The organism is Actinomadura citrea (assembly GCF_013409045.1).
GTDB lineage: Bacteria > Actinomycetota > Actinomycetes > Streptosporangiales > Streptosporangiaceae > Spirillospora > Spirillospora citrea.
Map to the genome: position 1 here is coordinate 3,368,636 of NZ_JACCBT010000001.1, position 18,390 is coordinate 3,387,025.

Here is an 18,390-nt window from a genome sequence, read left to right on the forward strand (position 1 = left end):
CCGGACTGCCCGGGGGTGCAGTTCAGCAACCCGCATTTCTGTAGCAAGATGACGGCCGTCCGGTCGGTTTATCCACCCTTCCCCGGAAGGGTGTCCGGCGCCGTTTCCGGCGCGGACCGACGAGCGTTGGGCCAGAGAAATCAGGAAACGCGCATGGCCGGGTCCGTCAGCGATCGATTCCGTGAGCCGGCGTCCCCGACGGCGCCGGGATCGAGCCGGACGGCGGCGCCGGCCCGGCCCGCGACACCCCGCAGCAGAGGAGTTGGCACGTGGACGAAGGAGTGTTCGGGAGGGCCGCCCAGGAACGGGCGATCGCCGAGGTCGAGACGGAGATGGCGCGGTTGTGCGAGATGCTCGCCGAGGGCCTGGCGATGGGCGTGGAGGAGGGGCGCGAGATGGTCGGGGGCGCCATGTCGGAGTTCCTCGTTGAGTTCTTCGACCTCGTCCGGGCCGAGGACCCGCGTCCCGGCGTGCAGGGAATGATCACGCTGCCGCTGCTGGTGCACGGGGCGGAGACCGGCGAGCCGGGCCCCGCCATGCCCGTCGCCGTGCTGCACCTGCTCTGGTGGGCGTCGGCCCGCTGTCTGGACGACCTCACCGGCGCCGCCGGCGCGCCGCCCGCGGGGGCCGCCACCGGCGGGAGGGTGCTCACCGCGCTGGCCGTCGGCGGCCAGCTGCCCGGCCGGCTCATCGCCGGGATGCCCGTCGGCGCCACAGTGCGCGCCGCGCTCGCGGACGAGCTTTCGCGCGCCTGGCTGGACGCCGTCGACGGGCAGCTCCGCGACCTCGCCGAGCGGGCGCCGAACGCGACCCCCGAGTCGGTGCTGCGCGGCTACGAGGGCAAGACCGGCGCGCCCTACGCGATGGCCGCGGCCTCGGCGGCGCGCCTCGCCGGAGCGGACGACCACAGGGCCGCGGGCTGGCGGGCGTACGGCCGCGCGCTCGGCGTGCTGCGCCGGCTCGTCGATGACCAGCGCGACCTCGCCTCCGGGCGGCACGAGGACCTCGCCGCCGGCACCGCCACGTACCTGCTCGTCCACCTGCTGGCCGAGCTGCCCCCCGCGCGGCGCCGCGAGGCCCTCGCGCTGCACGCCTCCGCCCGCCACTCGGCCGCCGCGCGCGCCGAGATGGCCTCCTGGATGCTCGACGAGGAGGTCGCCGAGTCCTACGCCGCCACGGTCGCGCCGCTGATCGACCGCGCCCACGGCCTGCTCGACATGCTGGGCGGCGATCCGGACTGCGTCAGGGAGCTGCACCGGGTGGTCGACGGGACCGTCGGCCATCTGCCGAGGTTCCCGCTGGCCGTGGCCTAGGGAGGACCGTCGATGACCGTTTCCGGCGGCCTCCCGGAAGTCCTCGCCGCGCACTGCCCGCGGGTCGCCACGGCGATCCGGGAGGCGCTGCACGGCCATCCCGCCTACCAGCCGATCAGGCGTGCGGCGGGGCCGATGTTCGGCGGGCGCCGGGAGACCTGCGCCCGGCTTCTCGGCCTCGTCCTGCGCCGGTCCCCCCTCCCCGAGGACGACCGCGGGCGCTTCCGCGACCTCGGCGTCCTCGCGGCCCGGCAGGCGATCCCGCTGCCGGTGCTGTCGGAGGCGTGGGACCTGGCCCTCGCCGCCGCGGCGCGGTCCTGCTGGACGGTCGCGCCGCCCGGCTGCTTCACCGAGATGGCCGAGCTGACCGCGCACGCGGCCCGGCTCGCCACCGGCGCCCGGGAGGCCTGCATCCAGGGCTACGCGGAGGCGCCCCGCGAGGGGACGAGGTCGCGCCCGCTGCGCCGGCTCCTCGCCGAGACCCTGATCGACGGCGCGCCCGCCGGCGCCATCGCCGACGCGGCCGGCGTCCGTCTCGCGCCCGCCTACCTCGTCCTGCGGTGCGAGGCACCCGCGCTCGCGGCAGAGGACTGGCAGCGGGAGAGCGAGCGCCTGGAGTCCTGGGAGGGCGTGCTGTACTCGGGTGATCCGGCGGGGCTCGTCGTGCTGTTCCCCGCCGCCGAACCACTGCACGCCGAGAACCTGGCCGCCGAATTCACCGCGGGCCTCGCCGCCCGCTCGCGCGGCCCGGTGCACGCCGCCGAGTCCTACCGGCGCGGCATCGCCGACATCCCGGCCGCGCTGGAGGAGGCCTCCCGCGTCCTGACGATCGCCAAGGCGATCCCGGACGCCGAGGACCGCCCCTACCGGGCCGACGAACTGCTCGTCGAGCTGGCGATCCTCGGGCAGCCCGCGATCCGCGGCCGGCTCGCCGCCGTGCTGTTCCCGCTCGACGCCGGAACCGACCTGCGGCGGACGCTGGAGGTCCTGCTCGCCTGCAACCTCGACCGCGAGCGCGCCGCGCGGGAGCTGTGGATCCACCGCCGCACCCTGCACTACCGCCTGGACCGCATCCGGGACCTGTCCGGCGTCGACCCCAGCTCCGCGCGCGGCCTCCAGCTGTTCCGCGCCGCCCTCACCTCGGCCAGGCTGACGCGCCTGGAGCACGAAGGCCGCCGCGCCGAGGACGCCCCCCTCCCCCCGCCCCTGAGCGCCTGAAGGAGACCCGTGTGCAGTTCGGGAACGCCTGGTGGGATTCGGGTGTCAGGTGAGGCCCATTTCGCGTCTGACGGTCTCGAACTGCACCGCCATCGCGTCCGAGAGCGCCTGCGCGCCCGACAGCGGCCGGACCATGACGCAGAACTCGTCGATGAGCCCGGCGTCGTCGTGATGCAGGAAGTCGCAGCCGTGCACCTCGCGGTCGCCGACGCGCGCCTTGAACACCAGCGCGTGGTCGCGGCCGTCGGCCATCTCGCGGACGTAGCGGAAGTCGGAGAAGACCCGGGTCACCGCGCGCAGGATCGCGGTGGCCGTCGCACGTCCCTCGTACGGCGCGAACGCCACCGGGCTGAGGAACGTCACGTCCTCGGCCAGCAGCGCCGGGAGGGCGTCCAGGTCGCCTGTCTCAATGGCGGCGCGGAACGGGTGCATCGGGTCCACCTCCAGAGCCTCGGTCATCGGCACGCCCGAAGACGTGCCGGAAAGCCTAGGGCGGGCGGCCCCGGTCCGCGATCACCTCGCGGGCGGCTTCACGTGCCCGGCCGCAGCAGCACCTTGATGGCGCCGTCCCGCTTCTTCTGGAACATCTCGTACGCCTGCGGCGCCTTCTCCAGCGGCCAGCGGTGCGTGGCGAGGTCCATCACGCCGAGCGGGTCGGCGTCGTCGGCGACGAGCGGCATCAGATCGTCGATCCAGCGCTTGACGTGGGCCTGGCCCATCCGCAGGGTGATGCCCTTGTCGAACATCCGCATCATCGGCAGCGGGTCCGTCATGCCGCCGTACACGCCGCTGATGGAGATCGTCCCAGCCCTCCGCACCACCTCGACGGCGGTGGTGAGCGCCGCGAGCCGGTCCACCCCGACGCGCGTCATGAGCGGCGCGGCGGAGTCGCCCGGCATGAGCCCGGCGAGGGCCTGCGCGAGCTTGGCGCCGGGGGATCCGTGCGCCTCCATCCCGACCGCGTCGATCACCGAGTCGGTGCCGCGCCCCCCGGTGAGCTGCCGGACCGCGTCCGGCACGTCGTCGGCGTCGGAGGCGTCGATCACCTCGACGCCGTGCCGGCGCGCCATCTCCAGCCGCTCCGGGACGAGGTCGACCGCGATCACCCGGTGACCGAGATGCCGGGCGACGCGGGCCGACATCTGCCCGATCGGGCCGAGCCCGAGGACGGTGACCGAGCCGCCCTCGGGGATCTCGGCGAAGGCCACCGCCTGCCAGGAAGTGGGCAGCACGTCCGACAGGTAGACGAACCGCTCGTCCGGTGGCCCCTCCGGCACCTTGATCGGCCCGAACTGGGCCTGCGGCACCCGCAGGTACTCGGCCTGCCCGCCCGGCACCTGCCCGTACAGCCGCGTGTAGCCGAACAGCGCCGCGCCCGTGCCCTGTTCGCGGACCTGCGTCGTCTCGCACTGGGCGTACAGCCCGAGGCCGCACATGTGGCAGTGCCCGCACGAGATGTTGAACGGGATGACCACGCGGTCGCCGGGCTTGACGTGCGTGACGTCCGGCCCGGTCTCCTCGACGACGCCGATCGGCTCGTGGCCGAGGACGTCGCCCTCGCTCATGAACGGCCCGAGCACCTCGTACAGGTGCAGGTCCGAACCGCAGATGCCGGTCGAGGTGACCCGGATGACCGCGTCGTTCGACTCCTTGATCTCCGGGTCGGGGACCTCGTCGACGCGGACGTCGCGCTTGCCGTGCCAGGTGACAGCCTTCATCGTGCTCCTCCGGTGGGACCGACTCCGTCGCAGGCGGCCCTACCCGGGCGGTTGGGGCGAAACGTCCGCGCCGGCCGTCAGGGGCAGCGGTGGGCCTGCGCGACGGCGCGGACCGCCGCCGTCCTGGTCGACCACAGGGAGGGCGCGGCGGGCGGGTAGGCGTCCGGCCCCGGTTCCGGGCGCAGCCGGAACCCGCGGGCGTCGTGGGCCTCCCAGCCCGCCCTGTGGCCGCGCAGGTTCAGGACGTGCGTCACGATCCCGGTGGCGTGCCCGTCGTGCCGCAGATGCCAGCGGTGGGCGTCCCGGTCCGCGGTCGAGAACTGGTACAGCCGCCAGCCGGGCCCGACGCGGTGGGCCAGGTCGAGCGTCACGAGCGGCCCGTCGCCGACCGGGCGCCCGGTCCGTTCCCCGGTCCCCGCTCCGGTGGCGGGCCGCGGGGCGTGGTCGCGGACGAGCCGGGCGAGTTCGCGTGCGGCCTCCGCCAGCGCGTGCGCGGCTTCCGCGAGCCTCTGCTCGTCCGCGGGCGGCGGCGTGCCGGCGCCGGTCCTGCGGCGCGCCCGCGCCGTCCTCCTGCGCGCGGCGTCCAGCCGGTCGAGCGCGCGGGCGGCCTCGTCCCGTGCGGCCGCGACACCTGCCCGCCTGTCGACGTCCTGCACGCGCGCGGGTTCGGCGGGCTCGCGGGCCCGAGGGGTGAGCTTCTCGTTTCGCACCGGGGGGAGCTCCTTTGAACGTGCCTTTCCGGTGCGCCTTCCCGAAGTTCGCGCCTTCATCCCTCGCACGATCCCCAGGCCATCGGCCCGTGGATTTGCGGTTCACACCTTTCGGCGCTCTTGACATGGAGCACCGCGCCATGGCCCGGGTCCCTTCACGCCGCGTTTGAAACCGGTGTGCGCGGCAAGTGGCCGGATGGGGTCGGACGTGGGGGGAGGGGTGGATGACGACCGTCCAGGGGCGGCAGGAGACCAGCGTCGCCGACGCGCTCGCGCGGCATCGCAAGGGAACGAGGGTCGGCCATGTGCTGGCGACGACCGACCACAAGATGGTCGGCTACCTCTATCTCGGGACGTCGTTCGCGATGTTCCTCGCCGCCGGGCTGATGGCCATGGTGATGCGGGCCGAGTTGCTGGAGCCCGGCAGGCAGGTGGTGAGCAACCACGCCTACAACGAGCTGTTCACCGTCCACGGCACGATCATGATGCTGCTGTTCGCCACCCCGCTGTTCGCCGGGTTCGCCAACGTGCTGGTCCCGCTGCAGATCGGGGCGCCGGACGTGGCCTTCCCACGGATGAACGCGCTCACCTACTACCTGTTCCTGTTCGGCGCCCTCATGGTGCTGGCCTCGTTCGTCATGCCGGGCGGCGCCCCCGCGTTCGGCTGGTTCGCCTACACCCCGCTGTCCGCCCAGACGTACTCGCCCGGCCAGGGCGGCGACATGTGGGCCATGGGGCTGATCCTGTCCGGCCTCGGGACGATCCTGACCTCGGTGAACATGATCACCACGATCATCGCGATGCGCGCCCCGGGCATGGTGATGTTCCGGCTGCCGATCTTCACCTGGAACGTGCTGCTGACCAGCCTGATGGTCCTCATCGCCTTCCCGGTGCTGACCGCGGCGCTGTTCGCGCTGGAGGCCGACCGCAGGCTGGGCGCCCACATCTACAACCCCGCCAACGGCGGGGCGCTGCTCTGGCAGCACCTGTTCTGGTTCTTCGGCCATCCCGAGGTCTACATCGCGGCCCTGCCGTTCTTCGGCATCGTCACCGAGATCATCCCGGTGTTCAGCCGCAAGCCGCTGTTCGGCTACCTCGGCATGGTCGGAGCCACCATCGCGATCACCGGGCTGTCGATGACGGTCTGGGCGCACCACATGTTCGCCACCGGCGGCGTGCTGCTGCCGTTCTTCTCCATCACCTCGTTCATGATCGCCGTGCCGACCGGCCTGAAGTTCTTCAACTGGGTCGGGACGCTCTGGAAGGGGCACCTGACCTTCGAGACCCCCATGCTGTTCGCGGTCGGGTTCCTGGTGACGTTCCTGTTCGGCGGTCTGACGGGGGTCATCCTCGCCTCGCCCCCCATGGACTTCCACCTCACCGACTCCTTCTTCGTCGTCGCCCACCTGCACTACGTCCTGTTCGGCACCGTGGTGTTCGCGATGTTCGGCGGGTTCTACTTCTGGTGGCCGAAGATGACCGGACGGATGCTGAACGAGACCTGGGGGAAGATCCACTTCTGGACGCTGTTCGCCGGGTTCCACACCACCTTCCTCGTCCAGCACTGGCTGGGCGCCGAAGGCATGCCGCGCCGCTACGCCGACTACCCCGACCAGTTCGCGACGCTGAACCTCGTCTCGTCGATCGGCTCGTTCGTCCTGGGCGCCTCGACGTTCGCGTTCCTGTGGAACGTGCTGTGGTCCTGGCGGCACGCCGAGCGCGTCGAGACCGACGACCCGTGGGGCGCGGGCGGGTCGCTGGAGTGGGCGACCTCCTGCCCGCCTCCCCGCCACAACTTCACCGCGATGCCGCACATCCGTTCCTCGCGCCCCGCGTTCGACCTGCACTACCCGCCGAAGGAACCGCCACAGGCGGCCGAGCCGGCGCTTCCCCCGCCGGGATGGTCCGGCTGAGGGGGCGCGCCGGTCACTCGCCGTGGCCGTCCTCCGAGGAGTCCTTCCGCAGGTCGCCCTGGCCGCCGCCGTGCGACTCGGCCTGGTAGTCGAGGTAGAAGCGGTTGGCGCGGGTCCGGAGCTGCGTACGGGCCCGGTCCGGCGTCGGCAGCGGGATCATGTGGTGCGGGTAGGGCGCGACCAGCTCGCCCGGCCGCCGGGCCTCCAGCAGCGCCTCAGCCTCCTCGGACGGCCGCTCGCGCCGTTCCCGGAACCCCCCGTCCGGCGTCAGCGAGATCAGGCCGCTCTCCACGCCCTCCTCGCGCGTCCGCAGGTCGCGGCGCTGCAGGCTCAGGCAGACGCGGCGGGTGACGACGAAGGCCGCGATCGGGAGGACGAAGAACCCGGCGCGGAAGAACCAGGTCGTCCAGAACAGCGGGATCTTGAAGGTCGCGGAGACGTAGTCGTTGCCGCCGGCCGCCAGCAGGTCGCCGTACCAGGCGATGGCGGCGGCGCCGATCGCGGTCCTGGTCGCGGCGTTGCGCGGCCGGTCCAGCAGGTGGTGCAGGCGCTCGTCCCCCGTGGCCCAGCGCTCCACGAACGGGTACAGGCCGATGAGCGTGAAGAACACGCCGGGCAGGAGGACGGCCGGGACCAGTACGTTCCAGGAGACGGTGTACCCGGCGACGGTCGTGGACAGGGGCGGCATGATGCGCAGCGAGCCTTCGAGGAACCCGACGTACCAGTCGGGCTGGGAGCCGAACGACACCTGGTCCGGGTCGTAGGGGCCGTACAGCCAGACCGGGTTGATCTGGAAGAACGCCGCCAGTCCGGCCAGGACGCCGAACGTGTAGAGGAAGTAGGCCGTGCTCTGCGCGGCGAAGTGCGGGAAGGTCGGCTCCCCGGTCACCGCCCGCTCCCGCCGCCCCCTGCCCGGAAAGATCGTGTGGGTCTGGTGCCAGAGGATCATCAGGTGCGCGGTGATCAGGGCCAGCAGGATTCCGGGGACGAGCAGGATGTGCACCGTGAACAGCCGCGGGATGAACTCCTCCGCGGAGGGGAACTCCCCGCCGAAGGCCCACAGGCCCGCGTACGTCCCGGCGAGCGGGACCGACAGCAGGATGCCCTGGAAGATCCGCAGGCCGGTGCCCGACAGCAGGTCGTCCGGCAGCGAGTACCCGGCGAACCCCTCGGCGACGGCCAGCACGAACAGCGTCGTGCCGATCACCCAGTTGATCTCCCGCGGCTTGCGGAACGCCCCGGTGAAGAAGATCCGCATGAGGTGGACGCAGATCGCGGCGACGAAGACGTTCGCCGCCCAGTGGTGGATCTGCCGCATCAGCAGCCCGCCCCGCACGTCGAACGACAGGTGCAGGGTGGAGGCGTACGCCTCGCTCACCCTGACGCCCTTCAGCGGGCCGTACGAGCCGTCGTAGACGATCTCCCTGCCGCTCGGGTGGAAGAACAGCGTCAGGTAGACGCCGGTGAGCACGAGGACGACGAACGAGTAGAGCGCGATCTCGCCGAGCAGGAACGACCAGTGCTTGGGGAACGCCTTGCGGATGTTCCGGTCCAGGAACTCGGTGGACCCGAGCCGGTCGTTGACCCCCCAGAAGAGCTTCTGCACCCGCTCGGCCTTCGCGGTTCCGCGCCCGTTTCGTCCTGCCATAGCGTGCTCCCCGGCCGAACAATGATCTCCCCCCTGGGCGGCTACCCGGGGCGGGTGGGGGCAAACGCCGCGCGGCGGCGGTGCGGTCGGTCAGGCACTGGCCGCGTAGAGGATCTCCCGCATGCCGGGGACGGCCTCCCGGTCGGCCCGCCAGACGAGGCGAAGGCCGAGGTCGGGGGCGTCGAACGCGAGCCGGGCGAGGGTTCCGGCCGCCAGCCGGTCGCGGACGGCGAACTCGGGGAGCAGCGCGACGCCGAGGCCCTGCTCGGCCCAGGACGCCATCACGGTGACGCTGCCCGCCCTGACCCGCTCGACGGCGGAGCCGAGGAGCCGCTCGCCGGCCATCCAGAACGAGCACGCCGGCACGTTGACCAGCAGCCTCTCGCCGCGCAGGTCGCCGGCGGCCAGGCGCGGCGCCCTGGCGAGAGGGTGGTCCGGCGCGGCGACGAGGGCGAGCGGTACCGGCTCCACGTCGACGAAGTCCAGTGGCGCCGGCGGCGGCGTGAAACCGAGGCCGCCCACGTCCTCGCCGGCGTCCAGCAGCAGTGCGGCCTCCAGGTCCCCGGCGGCGACCGCGTCCAGGAGCTGGTCGCGGGCCGCGTCCGACCGGACCTCGACCCGCAGCCCCGGCCGCCGCTCGGCGAGCCTGGCCAGGACGCCGGGGACGTGCGCGGCGGCGATCGACTCCAGCGCGCCGAGCCGCAGCACCGGCTGCTCCCCGGTCACCTCGCGGCGGGCCTCCTCGGCCTGCCGCAGCAGGCGCCGCGCCCATCCGCGCATCCGCTCGCCCGCCTCGGTCGGCCGCATGCCCTTCGGGCCGCGGTGGAACAGCGGGACGCCCAGCGACGCCTCCAGCGCGCGGATCTGCTCCGACACCGACGACGGCGCGAGGCCGAGCGCGTTGGCGGCGTCGGTGACGGTCCGGTGGGTGAGGACGGCCTCGAACGTCCGCAGCTGGCGCAGTTCCATGCCGGTGGCAACAGGGGCCGTCCGTTCGGATATTCCGAACGCGGCGTGCGGCTCCGCCGGTGGAGCCCGGCGGCGCGGATTCCCAGACTGGGGCGCCATGAGCTCGGTTCTCTCACCCGCACCGGCGGACGCGGCCCCCAGGAGTCGCGGCCCCGCCCTGTTCGGCATCTCACTCGGCTACTTCATGGTGCTGCTCGACACGACGGTCCTGTCGGTGGCCGAACCCGACCTGGCCGACTCGCTGCACGGGACGGTCGCGGGCCTGCAGTGGGCCGTCACCGGCTACACCGTCGTGTTCGGGGCGCTGCTGCTGTCGGCGGGCGCCGTCGCCGACCGGTACGGCGCGCACCGCGTCTTCCGCGCGGGCGTCGCGGCCTTCGGCGCCGGGTCGCTGCTGTGCGCCGCGGCACCGGACCTGTGGACGCTCGTCGCGCTGCGCGCGCTCCTCGGCGCCGCCGCCGCGGCCTGCGTGCCCGCGTCCATGGCGATGATCGTCCGCCTGTACCCCGCGCCCGCCGAGCGCGCCCGGGCCGTGGCGACGTGGGCGGCGACCAGCGGCGCCGCGCTCGCGGCCGGGCCCGTCGCGGGCGGCGCCCTGGTCGGCCTCGCCGGCTGGCGCGCGATCTTCCTGGTCAACGTTCCGCTCGCCGCCGCCGTCCTCGCGCTCGCGGCGGGACGGGCCGTGCGCTGCCCGCGCGGAACCCGCCGCCTCGACGCGGCGGCCCAGCTCCTCGCGTGCGCGGCGCTGGGGCTCCTGACCGACGCCCTCATCGCCCTCGGCGGCGGGTCGGGTGTCCACGCGGCCGTCTCGGCGGCCGGCGCGGTCGCGGCCGGCGCGGCGTTCGCGGTCCGCGAGCGCGGGAGCGCGGCGCCGGTCCTGGTCCCGGCGGTGCTGCGGGCGCCCGGGATGCCCGCCGCGCTGGCGGCCGGCGCCGCGGTCAACTTCGTCATGACCGGCGTGCTGTTCGTGCTGCCGCTGGTGTTCCGGCAGGCCCTCGGGCTGACGCCGCTCCAGACCGGCCTGGCGTTCCTGCCGATGACCCTGCCGTTCGCGTTCAACCCGCTGCTCACCGGGCGCATCGTCGCGCGGACCGGTCCGCGCCGCCCCGTCCTCGCGGGCCTTGGCCTGCTGACCGCCGGGGGAGTGCTGTTCGGCGCCGTGCTGCTGGGCGGCGCGTCCTACCCGCCGCTCGTCGCGGGCCTGCTGTGCACCGGCTTCGGCGTGTCGTTCGCGCTGCCCGCGCTCGCGACGATGGTCGTCGCCGCGGCCCCCGAGGGCGCGGCGGGCGCGGCGGGGGGCCTGCTGAACGCCGTCCGGCAGCTCGGCGCCACCCTCGGTGTCGCGATCATGGGGGCGTTCGCGCCGGTCGGCGCGGGGGACGGCTCCCGCGACCCGGCCTACGCGCTGTTCGTCGCCGCGGCCGTCTGCGCGGCCGTCTGCGCCTGCGTCCTGGCCGTCAGGCCACGCGCACGTTCGCGCCGGACGCCCTGAGGTCGCCCCGCAGGGCGCGGATGTCGGTGCGCAGCCGCTCGGCGGCCAGCGGGTCCGGTTCCAGGCCGCCGAGGCCGTCCTCGATGAGGGCGAGTTCGGCGGCCCGGAGCCGCTCCAGCAGCCGGCGCGACTCCCCGGCCGGCACGCCCCACTCCTCCTTCCTGCGCCACTTGCGGAACGCGAGCACATGGCCCTCGCCCGGCACGAGGACGCCGTTCCTCGTCTCGGCGTGCACCGTGCGGCGGAAGTGCGAGAGGTAGCGGCGCCTGGACAGGCGGTAGGCGACGACCGCCGCCACCAGGATCGGCGCGCCCTTCACCGGCATCAGCGCCAGCCCGGACAGGACGGGGGCGTCCCACCACGAGTGCAGCGCCATCGCCAGGACGAACGCGCCCACCGCGGCGGTCAGGTGCGCTCTGGAGGCCCGCCCGATCAGGAGGCCGAGGCCCGCGCCGCCGACCGCGGTCATCGCCCAGTGGCTCCACCAGGCCCCGCAGACCACCCGGGTGCCGAACGAGAAGAACGCCGCGTTCGCGTCGTGCGTGGCGCCCGTCAGGACGATCGTGTTCAGGACGTACAGGAAGTTCTCCGCGAACTGGAAGCCCAGCCCCGACAGCGCGCCGTAGCTCCAGCCGTCCAGCGGCCCGCGGACCGCGGCCGGCGCCATCAGCGCCAGCGCCGCGACGCCGAGCAGCTTGAGGATCTCCTCGTCCACCGGAGCGGCGATCGACGCGCCCCACGCCGCGTTGAAGCCCGGCCCCGCCGTCTTCCCGACGATCGCCTGGAACGCCGCGTTGGCGGGCAGCGCCGTCCCGAACGCGGCCAGCCCGCCCCAGGCCACCGCGATCAGCGCGTAGCCGAGCGGCGGCGAGCGGACGGGATGCAACCGCCGCACCGACCACACCCCGCCGGCCAGCGCCGGCGCGAGCAGCACCACCCCGGCGATCGCGCCGCCGGGGAACGCCGCGACGTGCGCGCCGATCCCGCGCAGCGCGATCCAGGCGCCGAGCAGGCACGCCGCCGCCCACAGCCAGAACGCGGGACGGGACGCCAGGCCGCCGCGGGTCATCCCCATGGCGCCGTGATCCGGATCGACCGCACCATCGCCTCGACCTGCGGGGCCGCGTCGCCGAAGGTCTGCGGCGGGCCCGTCGCCGTGACCGCCGCGCCGAGCGTCCCCTTGGCGAAGACGGTCGCCGTGCCGACGCGCTCGCGCCCGGCGAGCCGTCCCGTCAGCCCGGTCAGGCCCTGCGCGGTCGTGAACGGGACGGGCCCCGTCCCGAGGCGCGTGCGCCCGCCCGCGGCGACGATGCGCCCGAGGCCGCCCCACAGCGCCCGCGCGTCCGCCGAGCCCAGCGGGACCACCACGCTGAGATCGAAGACCACGTCGCCGCTGAGCAGTTCGGCGCTGCTGGCGAGGGAGGTGGCGCCCCGGTTCAGAACCCAGCCGGGAGAGGTGACCGAGAACGTCACCGGGCGGACGCCGTCGCGCTCCGTCCCGACCGACACCACCGTGCCGGGCGCCAGCGGCTGCCCGCGGGTCCCGAGGGCCCGGTCGAACAGGGGAAGCCCGGCGCCGAGGACCAGCAGCACGAGCGCCACGGCGCCCGTGCCCCACCATGTGACCCGCACCACGCGACCCCCCGACGACGTGCGCTGCGGAAAATGCCCTTTGGGAGGCGGAAATGCCCCTTGACGGGGCGGCTAAACAAGATCAGGCGGTGGGAGTCATCCAGTGCGCGGGCCGCGCCAGGGCAGGCGGCAGGCGCGTCGCCGCGTCGCCGCGCGCCGAGTCGAGCTGCGCCTGGGTCAGGAAGAGGCACCCGGTGAGGTCGGCGCCGCGCAGATCGGCGTCCCGCAGGTCCGCACCGGTCACGTCCGCGACCCGCAGGTCCGCGCCCCGCAGGTCGGCGGCGATCAGGTACGCGCCGCGCAGATCGGCGCCGCGCAGGTCGGCCCCCTTGAGTCTCGCCCCCATCAGATCCGCCCCCCGCCGGTTCTTCCCGCGTCCGGGGACACCGGCCCTGGCGAGCTCTCCCGCCCGCGACAGCAGGCCGTTCACCCTCTCCCGGACGGCCTGGACGTCCACCTCGGCGAGTTCGCCGGGGCCGCCCCCGGTGAGGCGGTCGACCTCGCCGGACGCCCGCCGCAGCTCGTCGCGGATCGGGCCGGAGGACGGCATCGCCGCGGCCTGGTCCAGGTACCAGAGCAGCTCATGGAGCTGCCGCATGACGGGGAACACCGCGAACATGCGGCGCGCGACCTCCGGGTCCCCGCGCCAGTCCCGACCGGAGAAGGTCTTCCGCGACACCTTCTGACCGGCGCCGAAACAGTCGAAGACCGTGCAGCCCGGGAAACCGTTCCGCCGGAGGTCGGCGTGGATGCCGCAGCGGAAGTCGGCCAGGAGCTTGCGGCAGGGCTCGCCCGCGTCCTTGTCCATGGCGAAGTCGGCGGACCTGGCGAACGGGAGCGCCACGCAGCACAGGCCGAAACAGCTGGCGCAGTCGGCCCTCAGATCCGATCTGTCCGACACTCCTGCCCCCCGGCTCCTGGACGATGCTCCATTGTCGCGCTGGGCCGGCGATGCCGCGAACGCGCGGAACGTCGCGGTGTCCGGATAAAGTTGCGGACTCCTATGACAGAACCCTTCACCGAGCCCGCCATCGTCTCCACCCTCCGCGCCGCCGGCTGCGTGTTCGCCGAGGACGAGGCGCGGCTCATCCTCTCCACCGCCCGCACCCCCGGCGAAGCCGCCGCCATGGTGGAGCGGCGCACGGCCGGCGAGCCGCTCGAGCACGTCCTCGGCTGGGCGATGTTCTGCGGGCTGCGGATCGCGGTCGGACCCGGGGTCTTCGTGCCCCGGCCCCGCACCGAGTTCCTCGTCCGGCGGGCCCACGCCCTCGCGCCGCCCCAGCCGGTGATACTCGACCTGTGCTGCGGTTCGGGCGCGCTCGGAGCCGCGCTCGCCTCCGGTGTGGGCGAGTGCGTCCTGCACGCGGCCGACATCGAACCCGCGGCCGTGCGCTGCGCCCGCGGCAACATCGCGCCGTACGGCGGCACGGCCCACGAGGGCGACCTTTTCGACCCCGTCCCGGGCGAGCTGCGCGGACGGGTCGACGTCCTGCTGGCCAACGTCCCTTACGTCCCGACCGGGGACGTCGCGCTCATGCCGGCGGAGGCGCGCGACCACGAGCCGCGCTCGTCGCTCGACGGCGGGCCGGACGGCCTCGACGTGCTGCGCCGCGTCACCGCCGGGGCCTCGCGGTGGCTCGCCCCGGGCGGCCGCCTGCTGTTCGAGACGAGCGAGCGGCAGGCCGTCGCCGCCGTCGCCGCCGTGGAGGCCGGCGGCCTCGCGGCCGCGGTCGCGACGTCCGAGAGGTTCTCTGCCACCGTCATTGTCGGAGCAAAGCCGGTGTAAAACTCCCCAGGCGGGTATCGGTCGGTCAGGACCGAGCCGAAGGAGTGAAGCCAGATGCGCCGCATCAGCGCAGCGATCAGCGCCATTGTCGGGACGATCATCAGCGTCGTGACCCTGCCGTTCCGTGTTCTGGGGCGGTTGCTGACCCCCGGTCGCGGCCGCAGCCGCCGCGGGGCGGCGTGACGCATATCCGACTCGCCCCGGGCCGATTCTCCCCGAACGGCCCGGGGCGGTCGCATGGAAAAAGCGTTGCGTGCCCGAGCGGCGCCCCGCACCATAGGGGCATGGAAAAGATCGGAAGCGGACGAGAGGGGGCGGCGGCCATGGTCACGACCATCGCCCGGCAGGCCCGGCAGCCCCTCGGGTCCGGGGCGGGTCAGGGCTCCGCCTTTATCGGAAACGCCTCTGGATAGGGCCGTCAGGCTCCGCCGGAGGCCGTCAGGGAGAGATCCCGGCGGCCTTTCGTTTTCCTCAGGGTCAGTAGCTCAATGGGAAGAGCGCCCGCCTTGCAAGCGGGAGGATGCCGGTTCGAGTCCGGCCCGATCCACGGCCTTCAGGCTCATGCGGATGAGCGCCCGGTCGAAACCCGGGAGGACGAGGTTCGACTCCTCGGATGGCCACCGAACGGAGCCCCTTTTTCGGGCTCCGCGCGTCGCACAGGCCTGAATGGTGAGGCGGCTGGCTTCCAACCAGCAGAACCGGGTTCGATTCCCGGGTGCGGCTCTGGACTGGACCGGCGGGAGTAACGACCCCCGGCCGGTCCTCCCCGTGCCCACGGCGGGCGGACGCCACCGCCCGCCGGCGGGCACCCGTGCTGGATCATCCAAGGGCAGGATGCGTGATTCTGGATCACGTCATGCAGGTTCGACCCCTGCTCCAGCAGCTCGTTCGGCGGTGTGCGTCAGGGACGGGCGCCCACGAGGGCCCGCCGCGTCGTCCAGGCGCGGGCCTGCTCGCTGAGCGTGATGCCGAGACCGGGACGGGGCGGGACGTGCATCCGCCCGCCCTCGATGGTGAGCCGCTCGTCGAACAGCGGGCCGAGCCAGTCGAAGTGCTCCACCCACGGCTCGGACGGGTACGCTGCGGCCAGATGGAGGTGGATCTCCATCGCGAAGTGCGGGGCGAGCTGGAGATGCCGGTGGTCGGCGAGCGCGGCGACCTTCAGGAAGCCGGTGATGCCGCCGATGCGCGGAGCGTCCGGCTGGAGCACGTCGGCGGCGCCCCTGTCGATGAGCTCGCAGTGCTCGGCGACGCTGGTCAGCATCTCCCCGGTCGCGACGGGGGTGTCGAGCGTGCGCACCAGCGCGGCGTGGCCTTCGGCGTCGTGGGCGTCCAGGGGCTCCTCGATCCAGGTGAGGCCGAACTCCTCCAGCGCGCGTCCCATCCTGCGCGCGGCCGGCCGGTCCCACTGCTGGTTGGCGTCCACCATGAGCGGGAACCCGTCGCCCAGCCTCTCCCGGACGGCCGCGACGCGGCGCAGGTCCTCGGCGTGGTCGGGATGCCCGACCTTGATCTTGACGCCGCCGATCCCGGCCCGCGCGGACGCGGTCGCGTGGTCGAGCACCTCCTCCAGTGGCGCGCTGAGGAACCCGCCCGCGGTGTCGTAGCAGCGGACGGAGTCGCGGTGCGCGCCGAGGAGCTTGGCGAGCGGCAGGCCCGCGCGCCTGGCCTTCAGGTCCCACAGCGCGATGTCGATGGCGGCGATCGCCTGCGCGGCGAGACCGCCGCGCCCGGCCGACGCCCCCGCCCAGGCCAGCTTCGTCCCGATCCTGCCGATGTCGCTCGGATCCTCGCCGACGGCGGCGGGGGCGATCTCGGCGGCGTGCGCGAACTGGCCGGGGCCGCCGGCGCGCTTGGAGTACCCGAAGCCGATGCCCTCCTGGCCCTGCTCGGTGCCGATCTCGGCGAACAGGAACACCACCTCGGTCAGTGGGCGCTGCCGCCCGGTGAGCACCTTCGCGTCGCTGACGGGGGCGGCGAGCGGCAGCGTGACCGACGACAGCTCGATCCAGGCGACCCGGTCAAGGACGGCCTCACCGGCGGGGGAGCCCGCCATCTCAGCGCACCCGCTTCACGAGTTCCGCGAGCCGTGCGGTCTCGTCCCCGGTCAGGTCGGTCAGCGGAGGGCGGACGGGTCCGGCGGGCCGACCGGTGACCCGCATGCCCGCCTTGACGATGCTCACCGCGTAGCCCATGCGGCGGTTGCGGATCTCGCAGTACGGCAGGACGAACTCCGCCAGCCGCCGGTGGACGCCCTCCCGGTCGCCGGCGCGGACGGCGGCGTGGAAGGCCAGCGCGAACTCCGGGACGAAGTTGAAGATCGCCGACGAGTACGTCGTGACGCCCATCTCCCGGTAGGGGAGGGCGAACGTCTCGGCGGTCGGCAGCCCGCCGACGTAGACGAGGCGGTCGCCGAGACGGGACCGGATCCGCGTCATCAGCTCCAGATCGCCGACGCCGTCCTTGAACCCGACGAGGTTCGGGCACGCGTCGGCCAGTTCGGCGACCGTCGTGTCCTGGTAGACGGCGTTGCCGCGGCTGTAGATCGTCACCCCGAGGCGGGTGGCCCGGCACACCGCCCGGACGTGCGCGGCCAGACCCTCCTGCGGCGCCTCGGTGAGGTAGGGCGGGAACAGCAGGATCCCGTCGGCGCCCGCGTGCTCGGCGTCCTCGGCCATCCGCACCGCCGCCGCCGTCCCGTACCCGGCGGGCGCGACCACCGGAACGCCCTCCGGCGCCTCCGCGGCCGCCGCGCGCACGACCCGGCCGACCTCGTCCGGCGTCAGCGAGAAGAACTCGCCCGTCCCGCCCGCCGCGAACAGGCCCGCCACGTCGTATCCGCCGAGGCGGGCGATGTTCGCGCGGTAGGCGTCCTCGTCGAACGACAGGTCGTCGCGGAAGTGGGTGACGGGGAACGACAGGAGCCCGGACCCGAGCCGCCGGGCGATCTCGTCGGGCGCGGTCTGCTTCATGCCCCGAGGCTAGGATGGTCGATCGATCCAGGTCCAACACAGATAACGCATCCACTGATACCCGAAGCGAATCGATGTTCACGCTCACCCAGCTCGCGAACTTCGTGGCCGTCGCCGAGGAACTGCACTTCGGCCGCGCGGCCCGGCGCCTGCGCATGACGCAGCCGCCGCTCAGCCGCCAGATCCAGCTGCTGGAGAACGAGCTGAAGGTGCGGCTGTTCGACCGGACGAACCGCTCGGTGCGCCTCACCCCGGCCGGGCGCGCGTTCCTCGTCGAGGCCCGACGGCTGCTCCAGCAGGCAGACCACGCCGCGATGTCCGTCCGGCAGGTGTCGGCGGGCGAGGCCGGGACGATCACGCTCGGCTTCACCGCCGCGAGCGCCCACGCGACGCTCGGCCGGGTGCTGGAGGCCGCCCGGACGGCGCTGCCGGACGTGGAGATCGTGCTGCGCGAGATGGTCACCCGCGATCAGGTGCGCGCCCTCGCCGAGGGCGGTCTGGACCTCGGGCTCGTCCGGCCGCCGGTGAGCGACCCCGACCTGGAGGAGCGCCCCGCCGACCGCGAGCCCCTGCTCGCCGCGGTTCCGCGCGGCCATCCCCTGGCGGTGGGGGACGGCCCGGTCCCCCTCGCCGACCTCGACGGGCGGCGGTTCCTCATGTACTCGCCCGTCGAGGCCCGCTACTTCCACGAACTGCTGGTCAGCCTGTTCCGGGAGGCCCGCGTCTCGCCCGTGTACGCGCAGTACCTCAGCCAGGTGCACAGCATCCTCGCGCTGGTCAACTGCGGCTGGGGGCTGGCGCTCGTGCCCGCGGCGGCGGCCCGCCTCCGCTACGCGGGCGTGGTGTTCCGGCCCGTCGAGCTGCCCGATCCGGCCCCGGTGGAGCTGAGCCTGGCCTGGCGGCGCGGCAACGACAACCCGGCGCTCGCCCTGCTGCTGCGCCACCTGTGACCACCTGCGACCGCCTTGACGGCGCCCGCCCGCTCGCTTAATTTGGCGTCCAAATATTGGCCGTCAAAA

General features: G+C 73.8%; 17 protein-coding genes and 3 tRNA genes. 10 read left to right on the forward strand and 10 right to left on the reverse strand.

All coding sequences use genetic code 11. From position 1 onward, the window contains the following. The first annotated feature begins 269 nt into the window (after window positions 1-269). Window positions 270-1,313, forward strand: coding sequence for a polyprenyl synthetase family protein (locus BJ999_RS43540; protein ID WP_179834016.1), 1,044 nt, complete (start codon window positions 270-272; stop codon window positions 1,311-1,313). A gap of 12 nt (window positions 1,314-1,325) precedes the next feature. After that, window positions 1,326-2,531: a PucR family transcriptional regulator gene (locus BJ999_RS15855; protein WP_179834017.1), complete on the forward strand. Its 1,206-nt coding sequence runs from the start codon at window positions 1,326-1,328 to the stop codon at window positions 2,529-2,531. Window positions 2,532-2,576: 45 nt separating this feature from the next. Here BJ999_RS15855 and BJ999_RS15860 read toward each other — a convergent pair whose 3' ends face one another. From BJ999_RS15860 to BJ999_RS15870, 3 genes are all read right to left on the reverse strand, one after another. Beyond that, a complete protein-coding gene (locus BJ999_RS15860) occupies window positions 2,577-2,963 on the reverse strand; it encodes a nuclear transport factor 2 family protein (RefSeq protein ID WP_179838575.1) in 387 nt (128 codons plus the stop codon). 98 nt (window positions 2,964-3,061) lie between these two features. Further along, entirely contained in the window at window positions 3,062-4,249 is a 1,188-nt protein-coding gene (locus BJ999_RS15865; RefSeq protein WP_179834018.1) for a zinc-dependent alcohol dehydrogenase, read from the reverse strand. A gap of 77 nt (window positions 4,250-4,326) precedes the next feature. Beyond that, entirely contained in the window at window positions 4,327-4,959 is a 633-nt protein-coding gene (locus tag BJ999_RS15870; protein WP_179834019.1) for a hypothetical protein, read from the reverse strand. A gap of 224 nt (window positions 4,960-5,183) precedes the next feature. On the opposite strand from BJ999_RS15870, the gene ctaD reads away from it, so the two are divergent. Beyond that, window positions 5,184-6,872 (forward strand): aa3-type cytochrome oxidase subunit I, encoded by a 1,689-nt coding sequence (gene ctaD / locus BJ999_RS15875; RefSeq protein ID WP_179834020.1) that lies wholly within the window; start codon window positions 5,184-5,186, stop codon window positions 6,870-6,872. A 13-nt stretch (window positions 6,873-6,885) separates the two neighbouring features. On the opposite strand, the gene qcrB is transcribed toward ctaD, so the two are convergent. Both qcrB and BJ999_RS15885 read right to left on the reverse strand, forming a co-directional pair. Then, window positions 6,886-8,520 carry a cytochrome bc1 complex cytochrome b subunit gene (qcrB, locus tag BJ999_RS15880; protein ID WP_179834021.1) on the reverse strand — a complete coding sequence of 545 codons (1,635 nt, stop codon included), beginning with the start codon at window positions 8,518-8,520 and terminating at the stop codon, window positions 6,886-6,888. Between the two features lie 90 nt (window positions 8,521-8,610). Beyond that, on the reverse strand, window positions 8,611-9,489 hold the full coding sequence (locus BJ999_RS15885; RefSeq protein WP_179834022.1) for a LysR family transcriptional regulator: 879 nt from the start codon (window positions 9,487-9,489) through the stop codon (window positions 8,611-8,613). A 97-nt stretch (window positions 9,490-9,586) separates the two neighbouring features. Between BJ999_RS15885 and BJ999_RS15890 the strand changes: the two genes are divergently transcribed. Beyond that, window positions 9,587-10,981 (forward strand): MFS transporter, encoded by a 1,395-nt coding sequence (locus tag BJ999_RS15890; protein WP_218935077.1) that lies wholly within the window; start codon window positions 9,587-9,589, stop codon window positions 10,979-10,981. Here the strand turns inward: BJ999_RS15890 and BJ999_RS15895 are convergent. From BJ999_RS15895 to BJ999_RS15905, 3 genes are all read right to left on the reverse strand, one after another. Next, on the reverse strand, window positions 10,947-12,056 hold the full coding sequence (locus tag BJ999_RS15895) for a PrsW family intramembrane metalloprotease (RefSeq protein ID WP_179834023.1): 1,110 nt from the start codon (window positions 12,054-12,056) through the stop codon (window positions 10,947-10,949). The genes BJ999_RS15890 and BJ999_RS15895 overlap by 35 nt on opposite strands. Next, the gene (locus BJ999_RS15900) at window positions 12,047-12,616 is read right to left on the reverse strand and encodes a hypothetical protein (RefSeq protein WP_179834024.1); all 570 of its coding nucleotides are present in this window, start codon (window positions 12,614-12,616) and stop codon (window positions 12,047-12,049) included. Before BJ999_RS15900 ends, BJ999_RS15895 begins: the two co-directional genes overlap by 10 nt. 79 nt (window positions 12,617-12,695) lie before the next feature. Beyond that, window positions 12,696-13,457, reverse strand: coding sequence for a pentapeptide repeat-containing protein (locus tag BJ999_RS15905; protein WP_229809933.1), 762 nt, complete (start codon window positions 13,455-13,457; stop codon window positions 12,696-12,698). 159 nt (window positions 13,458-13,616) lie between these two features. On the opposite strand from BJ999_RS15905, the gene BJ999_RS15910 reads away from it, so the two are divergent. From BJ999_RS15910 to BJ999_RS15925, 5 genes are all read left to right on the forward strand, one after another. After that, window positions 13,617-14,399, forward strand: a complete 783-nt coding sequence (locus tag BJ999_RS15910; protein ID WP_179834025.1) for a putative protein N(5)-glutamine methyltransferase — start codon at window positions 13,617-13,619, stop codon at window positions 14,397-14,399. A 54-nt stretch (window positions 14,400-14,453) separates the two neighbouring features. After that, window positions 14,454-14,582, forward strand: coding sequence for an LPFR motif small protein (locus tag BJ999_RS42955; RefSeq protein ID WP_258939140.1), 129 nt, complete (start codon window positions 14,454-14,456; stop codon window positions 14,580-14,582). A 291-nt stretch (window positions 14,583-14,873) separates the two neighbouring features. Further along, a tRNA-Ala gene (locus BJ999_RS15915) sits at window positions 14,874-14,946 on the forward strand. Between the two features lie 104 nt (window positions 14,947-15,050). Continuing rightward, window positions 15,051-15,122: transfer RNA gene (locus BJ999_RS15920), tRNA-Gly, on the forward strand. An 89-nt stretch (window positions 15,123-15,211) separates the two neighbouring features. Beyond that, window positions 15,212-15,282 (forward strand) — tRNA-Gln (locus BJ999_RS15925). Between the two features lie 18 nt (window positions 15,283-15,300). On the opposite strand, the gene BJ999_RS15930 is transcribed toward BJ999_RS15925, so the two are convergent. Further along, window positions 15,301-16,455, reverse strand: coding sequence for an L-talarate/galactarate dehydratase (locus BJ999_RS15930; RefSeq protein WP_179834026.1), 1,155 nt, complete (start codon window positions 16,453-16,455; stop codon window positions 15,301-15,303). A gap of 1 nt (window position 16,456) precedes the next feature. After that, window positions 16,457-17,371, reverse strand: coding sequence for a 5-dehydro-4-deoxyglucarate dehydratase (kdgD, locus tag BJ999_RS15935; RefSeq protein ID WP_179834027.1), 915 nt, complete (start codon window positions 17,369-17,371; stop codon window positions 16,457-16,459). Window positions 17,372-17,445: 74 nt separating this feature from the next. Here kdgD and BJ999_RS15940 point away from each other — a divergent pair, with 74 nt between their 5' ends. Further along, window positions 17,446-18,321, forward strand: coding sequence for a LysR substrate-binding domain-containing protein (locus tag BJ999_RS15940; protein ID WP_179834028.1), 876 nt, complete (start codon window positions 17,446-17,448; stop codon window positions 18,319-18,321). Window positions 18,322-18,390 lie beyond the last annotated feature (69 nt).